The organism is Lentzea xinjiangensis, assembly GCF_900110955.1.
GTDB classification, from domain to species: Bacteria; Actinomycetota; Actinomycetes; order Mycobacteriales; family Pseudonocardiaceae; genus Lentzea; species Lentzea xinjiangensis.
This window is the reverse complement of record NZ_FOFR01000003.1, coordinates 317,020-331,260: the sequence shown is the minus strand read 5'-3', so window position 1 is coordinate 331,260 and position 14,241 is coordinate 317,020. Positions and strand designations below refer to the sequence as shown.

The window sequence follows — 14,241 nt, the reverse complement described above, 5'->3', positions numbered from 1 at the left end:
CTAAGAGTGGGGAACCGCCGAGGAGGGGCTGGAATGAGCGCTTTGCACAAGCTGAAGGCCTACTTCGGGATGGTCCCCGCCGAGTACGCAGACGACCCCGGCTACGACGACGACCGCGGCCGCTACGGCGACTACCGGTCCGAGTACGCGGCCGAGGCCGACGACTACGACCCCTACCCGCGGCGCAACCGCGTGTTCACGCCGGGCCGGTCGGAGCTGCAGGGCTCCGGGTACCGGGCCGACATCGACGAGGCGGACGACTACGAGCCGGAGACGCGGCGCGGGGGCGGCAGCCCTTCGAGCACGCGGCGCTGGCCCGCCGACGCACCGGTCCACGGTGCGCTGGCCGTCGATCCGCAGCGCGAGCCCGTGAGCAGGCTGCGCCCCGTCGCCGAGCCCGCGGGCAACCCGATGGCGCGCATCACCACGCTGCATCCCCGCAGCTACAGCGAGGCGCGCACGATCGGGGAGCACTACCGCGACGGCACTCCGGTGATCTTGAACCTGACCGACATGGACGACGCGGACGCCAAGCGCCTCGTCGACTTCTCGGCCGGTCTCGCGTTCGCTCTGCGCGGGTCCATGGACAAGATCACCAGCAGGGTGTTCCTTCTCTCACCGCCGAACGTTGACGTCACGGCGGAGGACCGCAGGAAGCTGGCCGAGGGCGGGTTCGGGAACCACGGTTAGAGTTGACCCGTGGACCCCATCCGTCTCGTCATCTTCTACGTCCTGTTCGCGTTCTCCCTGTTCCTGACCGCGCGTGTCGTGGTCGAGATGGTGCGGACGTTCGCGAGGGAATGGCGCCCAGCGGGCGGCGTAGCCGTGACGCTTGAGACCGTCTACACGGTCACCGACCCACCGGTCCGCGCGCTCCGTCGGGTGATCCCGACTGTGCGGATCGGAGGCGTCGGGCTGGACCTATCGATTATTGTGCTGTGGCTGGTCGTTATCATTCTGATGCGATTCGCAGATCCCAGGTGACGGGGAACCGTGGGATGACCGCAGCCCAGGAGTGCGAGAGGTGATCCGATGCCGTTGACCCCCGCTGACGTGCACAACGTCGCGTTCAGCAAGCCGCCGATTGGCAAGCGGGGCTACAACGAGGACGAGGTGGACGCGTTCCTCGACCTGGTTGAGGGCGAGCTGGCCCGCTTGATCGAGGAGAACAACGACCTCCGTCAGCAGGTCGAGCAGCTCGACCAGCAGCTCGAAACCACGCGCGCCGACCTCGACGACGCGCGTGCGAAGGCTTCCGCCGGCCCCATGACGAGCCGAGTGCCGGTCGAGGAGCCGCGCCGCCTGGCGCCGGTTCCGCCGCCCTCGGTGCTGGAGCAGACGTCGCCCGGTGGTGGCGGCGACCACCACGTGCAGGCCGCGAAGGTCCTGGGGCTCGCCCAGGAGATGGCGGACCGGCTGACCGGTGAGGCCAAGGCCGAGGCGGACGGCATGCTGTCCGAGGCGCGCACGAAGTCGGAACAGCTGCTGTCCGAGGCGCGCGCCAAGGCCGACACGATGGTCAACGAGGCGCGCACCCGCGCCGAGACCATGCTGAACGACGCGCGCACGCGCGCCGAGACGCTCGAGCGGCAGGCCCGTGAGAAGGCCACCGCGCTCGACCGCGACGCGCAGCGCAAGCACGCTGAGGTGATGGGCAACATCACCCAGGAGAAGAACACGCTCGAGAAGCAGATCGACAAGCTGCAGACGTTCGAGCGCGAGTACCGCACGCGACTGAAGACGATGCTCGAGTCGTCCCTGCGCGACCTCCAGGACCGCGGCCCCGCCGCGCCCTCCGAGGGCCGTTCCCAGGGCTACTCCTTCGGCGCACGCGCCGAAGCGGGCTGAACTACTGTCCATTAGGTGCTCTTCGTAGTTCTACTTCTGGTGCTGGCAGCCCTCGGCCTGCTCGTACCCGCGCTGACCACGTCCAACACGATCTGGGCGTGGTCGTCCGTGGGCGCGAGCGCGCTCGCCGCCCTGGTCCTCGCATGGGACTGGTGGCGACGACGGCCGGGGGACCCCGCTGCCGACGCGCAGATTGTAGATCAACAAGCTGTAGCTGATGATCAACGGGTAGCGGTGCCGGCAGAAGCCGACACGCCGCCCGCTGACGTGGAACCACCGGAAGAGGACACCGACGCGGCGGACCTGCTCGTCGTGGCCGACCTGGTGGATGAGGTGCGGGTGCTGGACGAACGGCCCCGGTACCACCTGAGCTCGTGTTCCTGGCTCGCCGGGAGGCCCACGCTGGGCCTCCCGGTGCAGGAAGCACGCCAGCTCCAGTTCACCCCTTGCGCCCTGTGCACGCCGGACGCGGTGCTGGTCCGCAAGAGCCGCACCGGCTGACCCGGTCCTTCCCGGCCGACGAACGCCTGGTCGCACCCTGGAAACGTGCGGTGAAACCGGGATCCGTGGTGGCCCGGGAGGGCGAGTACCGCTACGACCTCGCCGTACTGGGCGTCGCGCATGAACGAAGCAGCCGCAGCGTCTCCGCGAATGCCTCAGCCGAGCACGACCGGTTGCGCACCGTAGGCGGTCACAAGGCCCGGTAGTCGCTCACGGCTCGTCACGACGACACGGCAAAGCGGCGTTCCCGGCAACAACGGCACGACCTGCGCTGTGTCGGCGGCGTTGTCGAGCACGATCAGCATCCGGCGGTCTGCCAGCAACGTGCGGTAGAGCGCTGTCTGCGCGTGTGGTTCCGGTGGGATGCCGTCCTGGCTCGTACCCAGGACGAGGAGGAACTCGCGGACGACGTCCGCCGGGTCCGCGCCGGTGAGGTCCACGAACAGCCGCCCGTCCGGGTGGTCGCCGGCGTGCTCGTGCGCCCAGTGCAGGGCGAGCCGCGTCTTGCCGGCGCCGGGTGGTCCGGTGATCGTGACGATGGGGCTGTCCGGGACGAGTGCCGCGGGCGCGCCTGCGAAACCGGCAGGATCCAGGGGGATCCGGCGCGGGCTCCACTGTGGACGGTGCAGCGACGCCGCGAGGTCGCGCAGTGCCGGGCCGGGGTCGAGGCCGAGCTCGTCCGCCAGCCGGTGCCGCAGCCGCGCGTAGTGGGCCAGGGCGTCGGAGCGGCGGCCGGCGCCGATCAGCGCTCGCATCAGCTGGCCCGCGAGCCGTTCGTCGAGCGGGTGTTCGGTGGTGCGCGCGGTCATTTCGGCGATCAGGGACCGGTGTTCGCCCGCGGCCAAGCGGGAGTCGGTGTGGTCCAGCTCGGCGGCGGTGATCTCGCCAGTCAGGGTCTTGCGCAGATTGGCGAACCACTCGCCGTGCAGGCCCTCGAACGGTTCGCCGCGCACGAGTGCGAGCGCTTCGGCGGGGCGTCCGAGTGCCACGAGAGAGTGGAAGCGGTGCAGATCGATGGTCGCCGGGTCGGTTTCCAGCACGTACCCGCCGGAGCGGCGGCGGATCGGGACGCCACCGAGCGCCGTGCGCAGGCGGGACAGGTAGCTGTAGAGCGCGGCCCTGGCCTGGCGGGGTGGCGCGTCGCCCCACACCCTGGACAGCAGCTGCTCGACGCCGACCACCTGGTTCACGTCGACGAGCAGCACCGCGAGCACGCTGCGCTGACGCGCGTGGCCCACCTCGACGAGGTCCGCTCCGCGCCGGACCTCCAGGGCGCCGAGGACGCGGAACTCGAGCGTCACCGGTCCAGGAACAGCAGGGTGATCAGCAACGCCAGCAGCGCCAGGTCCACGACGACGCCGGTCGGCTTCGAGTCGTAGCGCAGGCGGGTGACCGTGGCGCCGACCATCAGCAGCCCCAGCCCGACGGTGGCCGCGTGCGCCACCCAGTCCCACGTGACGAGGCCGGCGACCAGGCCCGCGGCGCCCGCCCACTCCAGAGCGCCGATGGTCCGCCAGAGCGTCCCGCTCATCCGGAAGTGGTCACGTGCCTCGATCGACGTCTTCGCCCCGAACAGCTTGCCCGCACCTGTCGCGATGAACAGCACGGCCAGCACGATCGACAACGCGATGGTCAACGTCATCCGGCGAGCATACGGTTTGCGCGCACCCGTACCCTGTACTCACAGGCACCGATCCGGCCATCACCGGGGAGCCTCCGGAAGAACGGGCGCGCGAGCGCCTCAGTAGAACCGGACGGGACCGGCCCGTCACAGCCGAAGAACGAGAGGCTCGTCCTGTGCCGCGCAGGCGCACGGGTGAGCAAGCGGGGTGGTACCGCGGCCCGCCGAGCCACATCGGCGCGGTCGTCCTCGCGTGTCGCATCTGACCGCGAGGAGCAGTGGAGATGGCCTACCCCAGGGCCGGAGCGAACGAGGTCCCGGCGCAGCCGTCCTTTCCGAACCTCGAGCAGGACGTGCTCGGGTACTGGAAGGACGACAAGACCTTCCAGGCGAGCATCGACCGCAACCCGGCGGGTGAGCACGGCGCGAACGAGTTCGTCTTCTACGACGGCCCGCCGTTCGCCAACGGCCTGCCGCACTACGGGCACCTGCTGACCGGGTACGTCAAGGACGTGGTGCCGCGCTACCAGACGATGCGCGGCAAGCACGTCGAGCGCCGGTTCGGCTGGGACACGCACGGCATGCCCGCCGAGTACGAGGCCGAGAAGCAGCTCGGCATCACGCAGAAGCACGAGATCGACGAGCTCGGCATCGAGAAGTTCAACGAGGCGTGCCGCACGTCCGTGCTCCAGTACACCGACCAGTGGCGCGACTACGTGACGCGGCAGGCGCGGTGGGTCGACTTCGACAACGACTACAAGACGCTCGACCTCGACTACATGGAAAGCGTCATGTGGGCGTTCAAGGCCTTGTGGGACAAGGGCTTGATCTACGAGGGCTTCCGGGTGCTCTGGTACTGCTGGCGTTGCCAGACGCCGCTGTCCAACACCGAGACCAAGATGGACGACGCCTACCGCGAGCGGCAGGACCCGGCCGTCACGGTGGCGCTGCGCCTGGAGACCGGCGAGAAGGCCCTGGTCTGGACGACCACGCCGTGGACGCTGCCGAGCAACCTCGCCGCCGCCGTGCACCCGGACGTCGACTACGTGACGGTGGACGTCGACGGCGAGAAGTACCTGCTCGCCGAGGCCCGTGTCGCGGCGTACGCGCGTGAGCTGGGCGAGGAGCCCGAGGTCGTCGCCCGGTACAAGGGCTCGGACCTCGTGGGCAGGAAGTACCGGCCGCCGTTCGACTTCTTCGCAGGCCGCGAGAACGCGCACCAGGTGCTGGCCGCCGACTACGTGACCACCGACGACGGCACGGGCATCGTCCACATCGCGCCGGCTTTCGGTGAGGACGACAAGGTCGTGACGGACGCGGCGGGCATCGAGGTCGTCGTGCCGGTCGGGCCGGACGGCAAGTTCACCGCCGAGGTCGCGCCGTACCAGGGCGTGCACGTCTTCGAGGCGAACAAGCTGATCATCCGCGACCTGAAGGACGCGGGCCTGCTGCTGCGCCACGAGACCTACGACCACCCGTACCCGCACTGCTGGCGGTGCGCGAACCCGCTGATCCAGCGCGCGCTGTCGGCGTGGTTCGTCGCCGTGACGCAGTTCAAGGACCGGATGGTCGAGCTCAACCAGCAGATCAACTGGGTGCCGGGCCACATCAAGGACGGCCAGTTCGGCAAGTGGCTCGAGAACGCGCGCGACTGGAACATCTCGCGCAACCGGTACTGGGGCTCGCCGCTGCCCGTGTGGGTGTCGGACAACCCCGAGTTCCCGCGCACGGACGTGTACGGGTCGCTCGACGAGCTGGAGCGCGACTTCGGCGTGCGCCCGGACAACCTGCACCGGCCGTTCATCGACGAGCTGACCCGTCCGAACCCGGACGACCCGAGCGGTCAGTCGACGATGCGGCGCGTGCCGGACGTGCTCGACTGCTGGTTCGAGTCGGGCTCGATGTCGTTCGCGCAGGTGCACTACCCGTTCGAGAACGCGGAGTGGTTCGAGAACCACTACCCCGGCGACTTCATCGTCGAGTACAACGGGCAGACGCGCGGGTGGTTCTACACGCTGCACGTGCTCGCGACGGCGCTGTTCGACCGGCCGGCGTTCCGCGACTGCGTGGCGCACGGCATCGTCCTCGGTGACGACGGCCAGAAGATGTCCAAGTCGCTGAAGAACTACCCGGACGTCAACGAGGTCTTCGACCGCGACGGCTCGGACGCGATGAGGTGGTTCCTCATGGCGTCGCCGATCCTGCGCGGCGGCGACCTGGTGGTGACCGAGCGCGGCATCAGGGACGCGGTGCGCCAGGCGGTGCTGCCGTTGTGGAACTCCTGGTACTTCCTCGCGCTGTACTCCAACGCCTCCGGCAAGGAGGGCACCTGGCGGACCGGCTCGACGCACGTGCTCGACCGGTACGCGCTGGCGAAGACGCACGACCTGGTGCGCGACGTCCAGGCGGCGATGGACGCCTACGACATCTCCGGCGCGTGCCAGCTCGTGCGCGAGTACCTGGAGGTCCTGACGAACTGGTACGTGCGGCGGTCGCGGCAGCGGTTCTGGGACGGCGAGCAGGACGCGATCGACACCCTGCACACCGTGCTGGAGGTCGTCACGCGCGTGGCGGCGCCGTTGCTGCCGTACACCACCGAGGTCGTGTGGCGCGGGCTGACCGGCGGGCGTTCGGTGCACCTGACCGACTTCCCGGCCGTGGCCGACCTTCCGGCGGACGACGCGCTGGTGGCGGCGATGGACGAGGTGCGGGACGTGTGCTCGACGGCGCTGTCGTTGCGCAAGGCGAACAAGCTGCGCGTGCGGCTTCCGCTGGCGCGCCTGACCGTGGCGTCCCCGGTCGCGGGATCGCTGGAGGACTTCGCCGAGATCGTGCGCGACGAGGTCAACGTCAAGGAGGTGTCGCTGTCCACGGACGTCGACGCCTACGGGCAGTTCCAGCTCGTCGTGAACGCCCGCGCGGCGGGTCCGCGGCTCGGGCCGAACGTGCAGAAGGTCATCAAGGCCGTCAAGGCCGGTGACTGGTCCGAAGTGGACGGCAAGGTCGTCGCCGCCGGCGTCGAGCTGTTCGAGGGCGAGTACGAACAGCGCCTGGTGGCAACGGATCCGGCCGCCACGGCGGCGCTGCCGGGCGGTGCGGGTGTCGTCGTGCTCGACACCGTCCTGACGCCCGAGCTGGAGGCCGAGGGCGTCGCGCGCGACCTGGTGCGCGTGGTGCAGCAGGCGCGCAAGGACGCTCAGCTCGACGTGTCCGACCGGATCACGCTGACGCTGGAGCTGCCGGACGCGGTGCGGTCCGCCGTCGAGCCCCACCTGGAGTTCGTGCGGGCGGAGACGTTGACGACGTCGGTGGTGTTCGGCGAAGGCGTCGCGGAGGGCACCGTCGGCGACGGCCTCAAGGTGAAGGTGGCCGTCTCGAAGGCGTAGCCGCCGCTGCTCGACCGGGTGCGAACCCCGTTGCACGGGGCCGTTGTCTGCCGACAGCGGCCCCGTGCGGCGCGGTGGACGCGGTGGCCGTGAACTCCCGCGGCCACCTGCTGGGCAGGACGGCGGGAGGGGACACGGCCCTGCGGGCGGACCCGGAGCGGCCGGTTGCGGTGCCCGGCAGCACGTCGTTCGTCTCGGTGACGGACGAGGGCGACGTCTACGGCACGCTCGGCGGCAACCCGGGCACGCCGCTCCTGCTCGGCTGCACGGGGTGAGACCGCGGCCGGTCGCCGTGGTCTTCGGCCACGTCTGATCAGCCGCGCTCGACGCGTCCGGAGGTGGGGCCGTCGCGTGGTGGCCCCGCTTGTCGGGGTCACGGGGGCGAAGGCGTGGCCCGGCCGGTCGGCGGTGGTGCGCGGGCAGGTCAGGTTGGGCGGGGCGTCGGTGGCCCGCGCCGGTTCGGACGAGTTGCGGCTGGTGCGGGCTGATTCCGGCGCGCCGCATCAGCCGCAGCTGAGGCGAGCGACCTGCCGACATCCGGTCGAACTCCTGCTTGCTGGGCACGCGGCCACAGCTCCCGGACGCGGTCGACGGGCACGCCCAGCTCGCGGGTGTGCCCGTGTCGAGCACGCGGAAGCGCGGTGCGGAGAACTCACGACGACCGCACCGAGGTGGCGCCGGGAGCCCTGGCCAGGGCGGCCTCGCCGCTGCATGGCGCCGCGGGTGGGCGCCGCGAGCGAGGTGATGGCGCCGGTCCCGCAGCACGCCACGGGGAAGCGGCTCGGGACACTACGCAGGGCAGGCCGGGACGAGCCTGCCCGGCCTCGTCGAACCGGTGCTCGACGAGGCCGGGCAGGTGCTCACCCGGAGGACCGGTCAGGCCGCGGTCGCCCACAACGCGTGGGCGATGACGTCGGCGTTGCGGTCGAGCGCCGTGGCGCTGACGTTGGAGAGCGTGTCGCAGGAGCGGTGGTAGCAGCGGTCGTAGGCCTGGCCGGCCGTGCCGCCCCACTTCTGCGCCTGGGCCGCGGTCTTGATGCCCTCGGCACCGGTGAAGGTGCCGCCGACCGGGATGGCCGCGCGGGCGAACGCCGCGTGGTCGGAGCGGCCGCCGACGCTGGTCAGCTCGGTCTGGACGTTGAGCGACGTGAATCCCGCCTGCAGCCGCTGCTGCAGGGCGAGCGATCCGGAGGGCTGACCGGAGGCGCTGTAGACGAAGTAGCCGGGGTTCGGCGAGCCGGTCATGTCGAAGTTCAGGTACGCCTTGATCTTCGACCTGTCGGTGGTCGTCAGGGAGTTCACGTAGTGGGTCGAGCCGATCAGGCCGCGCTCCTCGGCACCCCACCAGCCGAACCGCACGTGCTTGGTCGGCGCGAAACCGGTGGCCCTCATCTGGAGGGCGACCTCCAGGATCGACGCGGAGCCCGTGCCGTTGTCGTTGATGCCGGGGCCCGCGGTGACGCTGTCGAGGTGGCCGCCCAGCATGACGACGTTGTTCTCGTCGCCGCCGGGGTAGTCCGCGATCAGGTTGTAGCCCGTGGCGCCGCCGTAGCTGAACGACTGGACGCGCGTCACGAAGCCGGCCGCGTCGAGCTTGCTCTTCACCCAGTTGACCGAGGCCAGGTACCCCGGACGTCCGTGCGCCCGGTTGCCGCCGTTGGCGTCCGAGATCGACTGGAACTGGGTGAGGTGTGCTTGCACGTTCGCGACGTTGATGTCGGGGGCCGCCAGGGCGCCGGCCTCGGCCGGCGCGGCCGCCTGTGCTGTGGTCGCTCCGGTCGCCATCAAGGCGGCCGCCAGCGCGATCAGGATCCTCATGGTTCAACTCCGTGCAGGGTAGGGATTGAGCCACTGATCAACATGCTCCACTGTGCATGAACCCGGTAGATGCGAACGGTGGGTTGTTGTGACGCGTCTGATTAGTCCAATTCGGTGGTGATCAACCAGAATGGTCCAGGTGGGTGACGTCACGGTGGTCCTGGGCATCGGCGCGGCCGTACTGCTGATCTCCGTGATCGCGGTGCGGGTGTCGACCCGGCTCGGCCTGCCCTCGTTGTTGCTGTACCTCGGCATCGGCGTGCTCCTCGGCGAGTCCGTGGTCGGCATCCGGTTCGACGACGCCGGCCTCACGCAGTCCCTGGGCATCGCGGCGCTGGTGCTGATCCTGACCGAGGGCGGGCTGACGACCCGCTGGCAGGCGGTGAAGTCCTCGCTGTGGCTGGGGGTCGCACTGTCCACTGTGGCCGTCGCGGTCAGCGTCGCCGTGACCGCGACGGCGTTGCACCACCTGCTGGGCCTCGACTGGCGGATGGCGTTGCTGTGGGGCGCGGTGCTCTCCTCCACGGACGCGGCCGCGGTGTTCAGCGTCCTGCGGTCGCTGGGGGTCGGAGCGCGTCTCACCGGCGCGCTCGAACTGGAGTCCGGCCTCAACGACGCGCCGGTCTACATCGCCGTCGTGCTGCTGGCCTCGTCGGACCGGATCTCGTGGACCGCGCCGCTGCTGGTGGTCTACGAGCTGGCCGCGGGCGCGCTCGTCGGTGTGGCGCTGGGAGTTCTCGGCGGAGCCGGACTGCGCCGCGCGGCGCTGCCCGCCACCGGCCTGTACCCGCTCGCCACCGTGGCGGTGTGCGTGATCGCCTACACCGCCGGCGATCTCGTGCACGCGTCCGGGTTCCTCGCCACCTACGTCGCCGCGCTCGTCCTCGGCAACGCCCGCCTGCCGCACCGCGCCGACACGCTCTCGTTCGCCGAGGGCCTCGGCTGGCTCGCGCAGATCGGGCTGTTCGTCCTGCTCGGCCTCTACGCCTCGCCCTCGCGGTTGCTCGACGTGCTGTTCCCGGCGCTGGTCGCCGGTGTCGTGCTGACGTTCGTGGCGCGGCCGCTGTCGGTGGTGCTCGCTTCGCTGCCGTTCAAGGTGCCGTGGCGGGAGCAGGCGTTCCTGTCCTGGTCGGGGCTGCGCGGTGCGGTGCCGATCGTGTTCGCGCTCATCCCGCTGATCCAGGGCGTCGAGGGGGCGCGCGAACTGGTCGACGCGGTGTTCGTGCTGGTCGTCGTGCTGACGGTGGTGCAGGGCACGACGCTGCCGTTCCTCGCGCGGCGGCTCGGCCTGGTGCGCGCGGGCGAGCCGCAGGAGGTCCAGGTCGACGCCTCGCCGCTCGACGAGCTGGGCGCCGAGCTGCTGCAGGTGCTCATCCAGCGCGGGTCGAAGCTGCACGGCGTCTACATGTCCGAGCTGAGGCTGCCGACGGGAGCCACGGTGAGCCTCGTGGTGCGCGGCGGGAAGAGTTTCACGCCACAGCCGACGACCCGGCTGCAGACCGACGACCAGTTGCTCATCGTCACCACGGAAGAGGCACGCGTGGCCGCTGAACGGCGCGTTCGCGCGGTGGACAGGGCCGGTCGCTACGCCAGGTGGAAGGGCGAGAGCGGCGAATAGTCGGTCTCCGAGGCTTCTCAGCATGTGATCGGTTGTCGACGGAGCCGTGCCGCTGGCGCTAACGTCATCGGCAGGTCATGAGAGCCAGCGTCAAGCCCAAGCTTGCTGGCCGGCAACCCTCCTACCGCGGTGGGGTGCCCTTGGTGAGGACCTGGTCCGGCGCGCAGGGCGCCGGTCAAGCGCGGGCCTCGGTGAAGGCCCCCCGGCCCCGGAGGCATCTCGATGACGCTCGCGATCACCCCCAGCACGGCTACCACGGCGGTTCCCGCTGTCGTCGGCGCCGACCTGCGCGTGCCGCTGGTCACCGGGGAGCGCGTCACCTACGCCAACCTCGACCACGCGGCGAGCGCGCCCTGCCTGCGGGAGGTGCGCGACGCCGTCGACGAGCTGCTGCCCTGGTACGCGAGCGTGCACCGCGGTGCCGGGTTCGCCTCCCAGGTCGCCACCCGCGTCTACGAGCAGGCGCGTGACCGCGTCCGCAAGTTCGTCGGCGCGCACGCCTCCGACACCGTCGTCTTCACCCGCAACACCACGGACTCGCTGAACCTGCTGGCCCGCAGCGTTCCCAAGGGCACCGCCGTCGTGCTGTTCGACAGCGAGCACCACGCGGCGCTGCTGCCCTGGCGCGGGCCGAACGTCCAGCGGATCCCCGCACCCTCTTCGTCCGGCGCTGCGATCGTCGCGCTGGACCGGGCCTTGACCGCCGCCCCGGTCGGTCCCCGGCTCGTGATCGTCACCGGGGCGTCCAACGTCACGGGGGAGCTGTGGCCGGTCGCGGAGCTCGCGAAGGTCGCCCGCCGGCACGGGGCCCGGATCGCGCTCGACGCCGCGCAGCTCGCCCCGCACCGCCCGATCAACGCCCGTGAGCTGGGCGTCGACTACGTCGCGTTCTCCGGGCACAAGATCTACGCGCCGTTCGGCGCGGGCGTGCTCGTGGGCCGCGCGGACTGGTTGCAGCAGGCCCAGCCGTACCTGGTCGGCGGCGGCGCGACCGCGAAGGTGACCGACCACAGCGACCGGCTCGGCGTGGCCTGGTCGGCGGTGCCGGAGCGGCACGAGGCCGGCAGCCCGAACGTCGTCGGCGTGCACGCGCTGGCCTCCGCCTGCGAGATCCTGTCGCGGCACTGGGAGCAGACCGTCGCGCACGAGCAGGAGCTGCTGACGCGCCTGCGCGAGGGCCTGCGCGCGGTTCCCGGTTTCCGCGAGCTGTCAATCCTGACCGACGCTGACAAGGTCGGTGTCGTGAGCTTCACGATCTCCGGCTTCGACGCGGGCTTCCTCGCCGCGGCGCTCTCGGCCGAGTACGGCATCGGTGTGCGCGACGGCGCGTTCTGCGCGCACGTGGTCGTCGGCCGCCTGGTCAAGCAGGCCGGTTCGCACGAGGAACGTGCCGTGCGCGCGTCGATCGGCCTCGGCACGACGGCCGAACACGTGGACCGTTTGGTCGCGGCACTGCGCACTCTCGTCACCGAAGGTCCGAAGTGGACCTACGCGCAGCGCGACGGTCGCTGGGTCGCCGAGGACGACGGCCGAACCCTGCCGCCGTTCCTCGCGTAGTCCCGTACGTGGACAATGACCTGGTGAGTGACGAGCCCAAGGCCGCGGAGGACGTCTCCGCCGAGGTCGCCGGGAAACCTGCCGAGACGCAGGGCAGCGAGCGGGAGAAGGCCGAGGAGCCCGCCGCCGGGCCGGAGGGGTCCGCCGGTGCGGGGGAGCCGGCGCCGTCACCCGGGAGGCCCGCGGAAGACGACGCGGAGCACGGCGACGCGAAGGACGGCGACGCGGAGGACGACGCGGAGGAGTTCTCGATCACCGGCTCGCTGCCGGAACCGAGGACCGGGCTGCTCGCGGTGCTGGCGGGCGGCGTGCTGGCCCTGGACGTGCTCACCAAGGTGTTGTCGGTGGCGTTCCTGGAGGACGCCGACCCGGTCGAGCTGTTCGGCGGCGCGCTGTACCTGACGTTCGTCCGCAACCCCGGCGCCGCCTTCGGGCTGGCCGAGGGCTGGACGTGGGTCCTGGCGCTGATCGCGTTCGGCGTCGCCGGGTTCATCCTCTGGATCTCGCGCAACCTCCGCTCCCAGGGCTGGGCCGTCGGCCTCGGCCTCGTGCTGGGCGGCGCCGTCGGCAACCTCGCCGACCGCCTCTTCCGCGAGCCGGGCCCGATGCGCGGGCACGTGGTGGACTTCCTGTCGCTGTTCGACCCCTTCGGCCGCGTGTGGCCGGTGTTCAACGTCGCCGACATGGCGATCGTCGGCGGTGGCGTGACGATCATCGTGCTGGCGCTGATGCAGCACGACTACGACGGGACGGTCCACAAGGACTCCCCGGTCCCGGTGGAGCCGGCCGGGCTGCAGGAGCCGAAGTAGCGGCTGCTGGTAAATTGAGGGTTCTGCCTGGCGCGGTTGCTGGTGTAACGCCGAACCCCGACGCCGTGAGGCGCACCCCCAGCCAGAAGAAGGTCGAGGCCCCCGCGTGAGCGGTTACCGAACGCTGCCGATTCCCGACGGTCTGGACGGCATGCGCGTCGACGCAGGCCTCGCCAAGCTCCTGGGCCTGTCGCGCACCGTCGTCGCGGCCATCGCCGACGCCGACGACGTGCTGATCGACGGCCGGGTCGCCGGCAGGTCCGACCGGCTGGTCGCCGGGGCGATGCTCGAGATCACGCTGCCGGCGCCGCCGCAGCCGGTCACCGTCCAGGCCATCCCGGTCGAGGGCTTGATCGTGATCCACGAGGACGACGACATCATCGTGGTGGACAAGCCCGTCGGTGTCGCCGTGCACCCGTCGCCGGGCTGGACGGGGCCGACCGTGGTGGGCGGGCTCGCCGCCGCCGGCCACCGCGTCGCCACCTCGGGCGCCGCCGAGCGCCAGGGCGTCGTGCACCGCCTCGACGTGGGCACGACCGGCGTGATGGTGGTCGCGAAGTCCGAGTCGGCGTACTCGGCTCTCAAGCACGCCTTCAAGGAGCGGACCGTCGACAAGGTCTACCACGCGATCGTCCAGGGCCACCCGGACCCGATCAAGGGCACCATCGACGCGCCGATCGACCGGCACCCGAAGCACGACTACAAGTTCGCGGTGATGAACTCCGGCAAGCCGTCCATCACGCACTACGAGGTGATGGAGGCGTTCCGCGCGGCATCCCTCGTCGAGGTGCACCTGGAGACCGGGCGCACGCACCAGATCCGTGTGCACTTCTCGGCGCTGCACCACCCGTGCGTGGGCGACCTGACCTATGGCGCCGACCCGACGCTGGCCAAGCGGCTCGGGGTGACGCGGCAGTGGCTGCACGCGCGCCAGCTCGGCTTCCACCACCCCGCGGACGGGCAGTGGGTGAGCTTCACCTCCGAGTACCCCGAGGACCTGGCGTCGGCGCTGGAGAAGCTGCGCGACGAGGGCTGATTGCGTCTGGGTAAATCATCGGTTGACGAGCTTTCATTTGATGTTAA

The 14,241-nt window shown here is 70.8% G+C and carries 13 protein-coding genes and 1 riboswitch; of the genes, 10 read left to right on the top strand and 3 right to left on the bottom strand.

What is annotated here, in order from left to right; all coding sequences use genetic code 11:
- Window positions 1-33: 33 nt before the first annotated feature.
- From BMW88_RS11215 to BMW88_RS11200, 4 genes are read left to right on the top strand one after another with little or no spacing between them, the layout of a single operon-like run.
- Window positions 34-690: a cell division protein SepF gene (locus BMW88_RS11215; RefSeq protein WP_089950575.1), complete on the top strand. Its 657-nt coding sequence runs from the start codon at window positions 34-36 to the stop codon at window positions 688-690.
- A gap of 18 nt (window positions 691-708) precedes the next feature.
- Window positions 709-984 carry a YggT family protein gene (locus tag BMW88_RS11210; protein ID WP_089950699.1) on the top strand — a complete coding sequence of 92 codons (276 nt, stop codon included), beginning with the start codon at window positions 709-711 and terminating at the stop codon, window positions 982-984.
- A 48-nt stretch (window positions 985-1,032) separates the two neighbouring features.
- Window positions 1,033-1,848: a DivIVA-like cell division protein Wag31 gene (wag31, locus tag BMW88_RS11205; protein WP_089950574.1), complete on the top strand. Its 816-nt coding sequence runs from the start codon at window positions 1,033-1,035 to the stop codon at window positions 1,846-1,848.
- A 15-nt stretch (window positions 1,849-1,863) separates the two neighbouring features.
- Window positions 1,864-2,349, top strand: a complete 486-nt coding sequence (locus BMW88_RS11200) for a hypothetical protein (RefSeq protein ID WP_089950573.1) — start codon at window positions 1,864-1,866, stop codon at window positions 2,347-2,349.
- Between the two features lie 155 nt (window positions 2,350-2,504).
- Here the strand turns inward: BMW88_RS11200 and BMW88_RS11195 are convergent, their stop codons facing one another.
- Together BMW88_RS11195 and BMW88_RS11190 are read right to left on the bottom strand one after the other, a co-directional pair.
- Window positions 2,505-3,650 (bottom strand): AfsR/SARP family transcriptional regulator, encoded by a 1,146-nt coding sequence (locus tag BMW88_RS11195; RefSeq protein WP_089950572.1) that lies wholly within the window; start codon window positions 3,648-3,650, stop codon window positions 2,505-2,507.
- Window positions 3,647-3,991: a DoxX family protein gene (locus BMW88_RS11190; RefSeq protein ID WP_089950571.1), complete on the bottom strand. Its 345-nt coding sequence runs from the start codon at window positions 3,989-3,991 to the stop codon at window positions 3,647-3,649. Before BMW88_RS11190 ends, BMW88_RS11195 begins: the two co-directional genes overlap by 4 nt.
- Window positions 3,992-4,254: 263 nt before the next feature.
- Between BMW88_RS11190 and ileS the strand changes: the two genes are divergently transcribed.
- Window positions 4,255-7,356, top strand: a complete 3,102-nt coding sequence (ileS, locus tag BMW88_RS11185; protein WP_089950698.1) for an isoleucine--tRNA ligase — start codon at window positions 4,255-4,257, stop codon at window positions 7,354-7,356.
- 83 nt (window positions 7,357-7,439) lie between these two features.
- Complete coding sequence (locus BMW88_RS11180) at window positions 7,440-7,631, top strand: hypothetical protein (RefSeq protein WP_143116035.1); 192 nt, start codon at window positions 7,440-7,442, stop codon at window positions 7,629-7,631.
- A 601-nt stretch (window positions 7,632-8,232) separates the two neighbouring features.
- On the opposite strand, the gene BMW88_RS11175 is transcribed toward BMW88_RS11180, so the two are convergent.
- Complete coding sequence (locus BMW88_RS11175) at window positions 8,233-9,174, bottom strand: M28 family metallopeptidase (protein WP_089950569.1); 942 nt, start codon at window positions 9,172-9,174, stop codon at window positions 8,233-8,235.
- A 139-nt stretch (window positions 9,175-9,313) separates the two neighbouring features.
- Between BMW88_RS11175 and BMW88_RS11170 the strand changes: the two genes are divergently transcribed.
- The 4 genes from BMW88_RS11170 to BMW88_RS11155 all read left to right on the top strand — a co-directional run bounded on the left by BMW88_RS11170 (window position 9,314) and on the right by BMW88_RS11155 (window position 14,194).
- On the top strand, window positions 9,314-10,792 hold the full coding sequence (locus tag BMW88_RS11170) for a potassium/proton antiporter (protein ID WP_089950697.1): 1,479 nt from the start codon (window positions 9,314-9,316) through the stop codon (window positions 10,790-10,792).
- A gap of 73 nt (window positions 10,793-10,865) precedes the next feature.
- A riboswitch (SAM riboswitch) is annotated at window positions 10,866-10,980 on the top strand.
- Window positions 10,981-11,014: 34 nt separating this feature from the next.
- Window positions 11,015-12,349 (top strand): aminotransferase class V-fold PLP-dependent enzyme, encoded by a 1,335-nt coding sequence (locus tag BMW88_RS11165; RefSeq protein WP_089950568.1) that lies wholly within the window; start codon window positions 11,015-11,017, stop codon window positions 12,347-12,349.
- Window positions 12,350-12,372: 23 nt separating this feature from the next.
- Window positions 12,373-13,158, top strand: coding sequence for a signal peptidase II (lspA, locus tag BMW88_RS11160; RefSeq protein WP_245777712.1), 786 nt, complete (start codon window positions 12,373-12,375; stop codon window positions 13,156-13,158).
- A gap of 151 nt (window positions 13,159-13,309) precedes the next feature.
- Entirely contained in the window at window positions 13,310-14,194 is an 885-nt protein-coding gene (locus tag BMW88_RS11155) for an RluA family pseudouridine synthase (RefSeq protein WP_089950695.1), read from the top strand.
- The last annotated feature ends 47 nt before the right edge of the window (window positions 14,195-14,241 follow it).

Excerpts from the sequence above, each read along its gene's own strand:
- BMW88_RS11190 (WP_089950571.1), bottom strand. The coding sequence starts at position 3,991 with ATGACGTTGACCATCGCGTTGTCGATCGTGCTGGCCGTGCTGTTCATC.
- BMW88_RS11215 (WP_089950575.1), top strand. The coding sequence starts at position 34 with ATGAGCGCTTTGCACAAGCTGAAGGCCTACTTCGGGATGGTCCCCGCC.
- BMW88_RS11165 (WP_089950568.1), top strand. The coding sequence starts at position 11,015 with ATGACGCTCGCGATCACCCCCAGCACGGCTACCACGGCGGTTCCCGCT.
- wag31 (WP_089950574.1), top strand. The coding sequence starts at position 1,033 with ATGCCGTTGACCCCCGCTGACGTGCACAACGTCGCGTTCAGCAAGCCG.
- BMW88_RS11155 (WP_089950695.1), top strand. The coding sequence starts at position 13,310 with ATGCGCGTCGACGCAGGCCTCGCCAAGCTCCTGGGCCTGTCGCGCACC.
- BMW88_RS11175 (WP_089950569.1), bottom strand. The coding sequence starts at position 9,174 with ATGAGGATCCTGATCGCGCTGGCGGCCGCCTTGATGGCGACCGGAGCG.
- ileS (WP_089950698.1), top strand. The coding sequence starts at position 4,255 with ATGGCCTACCCCAGGGCCGGAGCGAACGAGGTCCCGGCGCAGCCGTCC.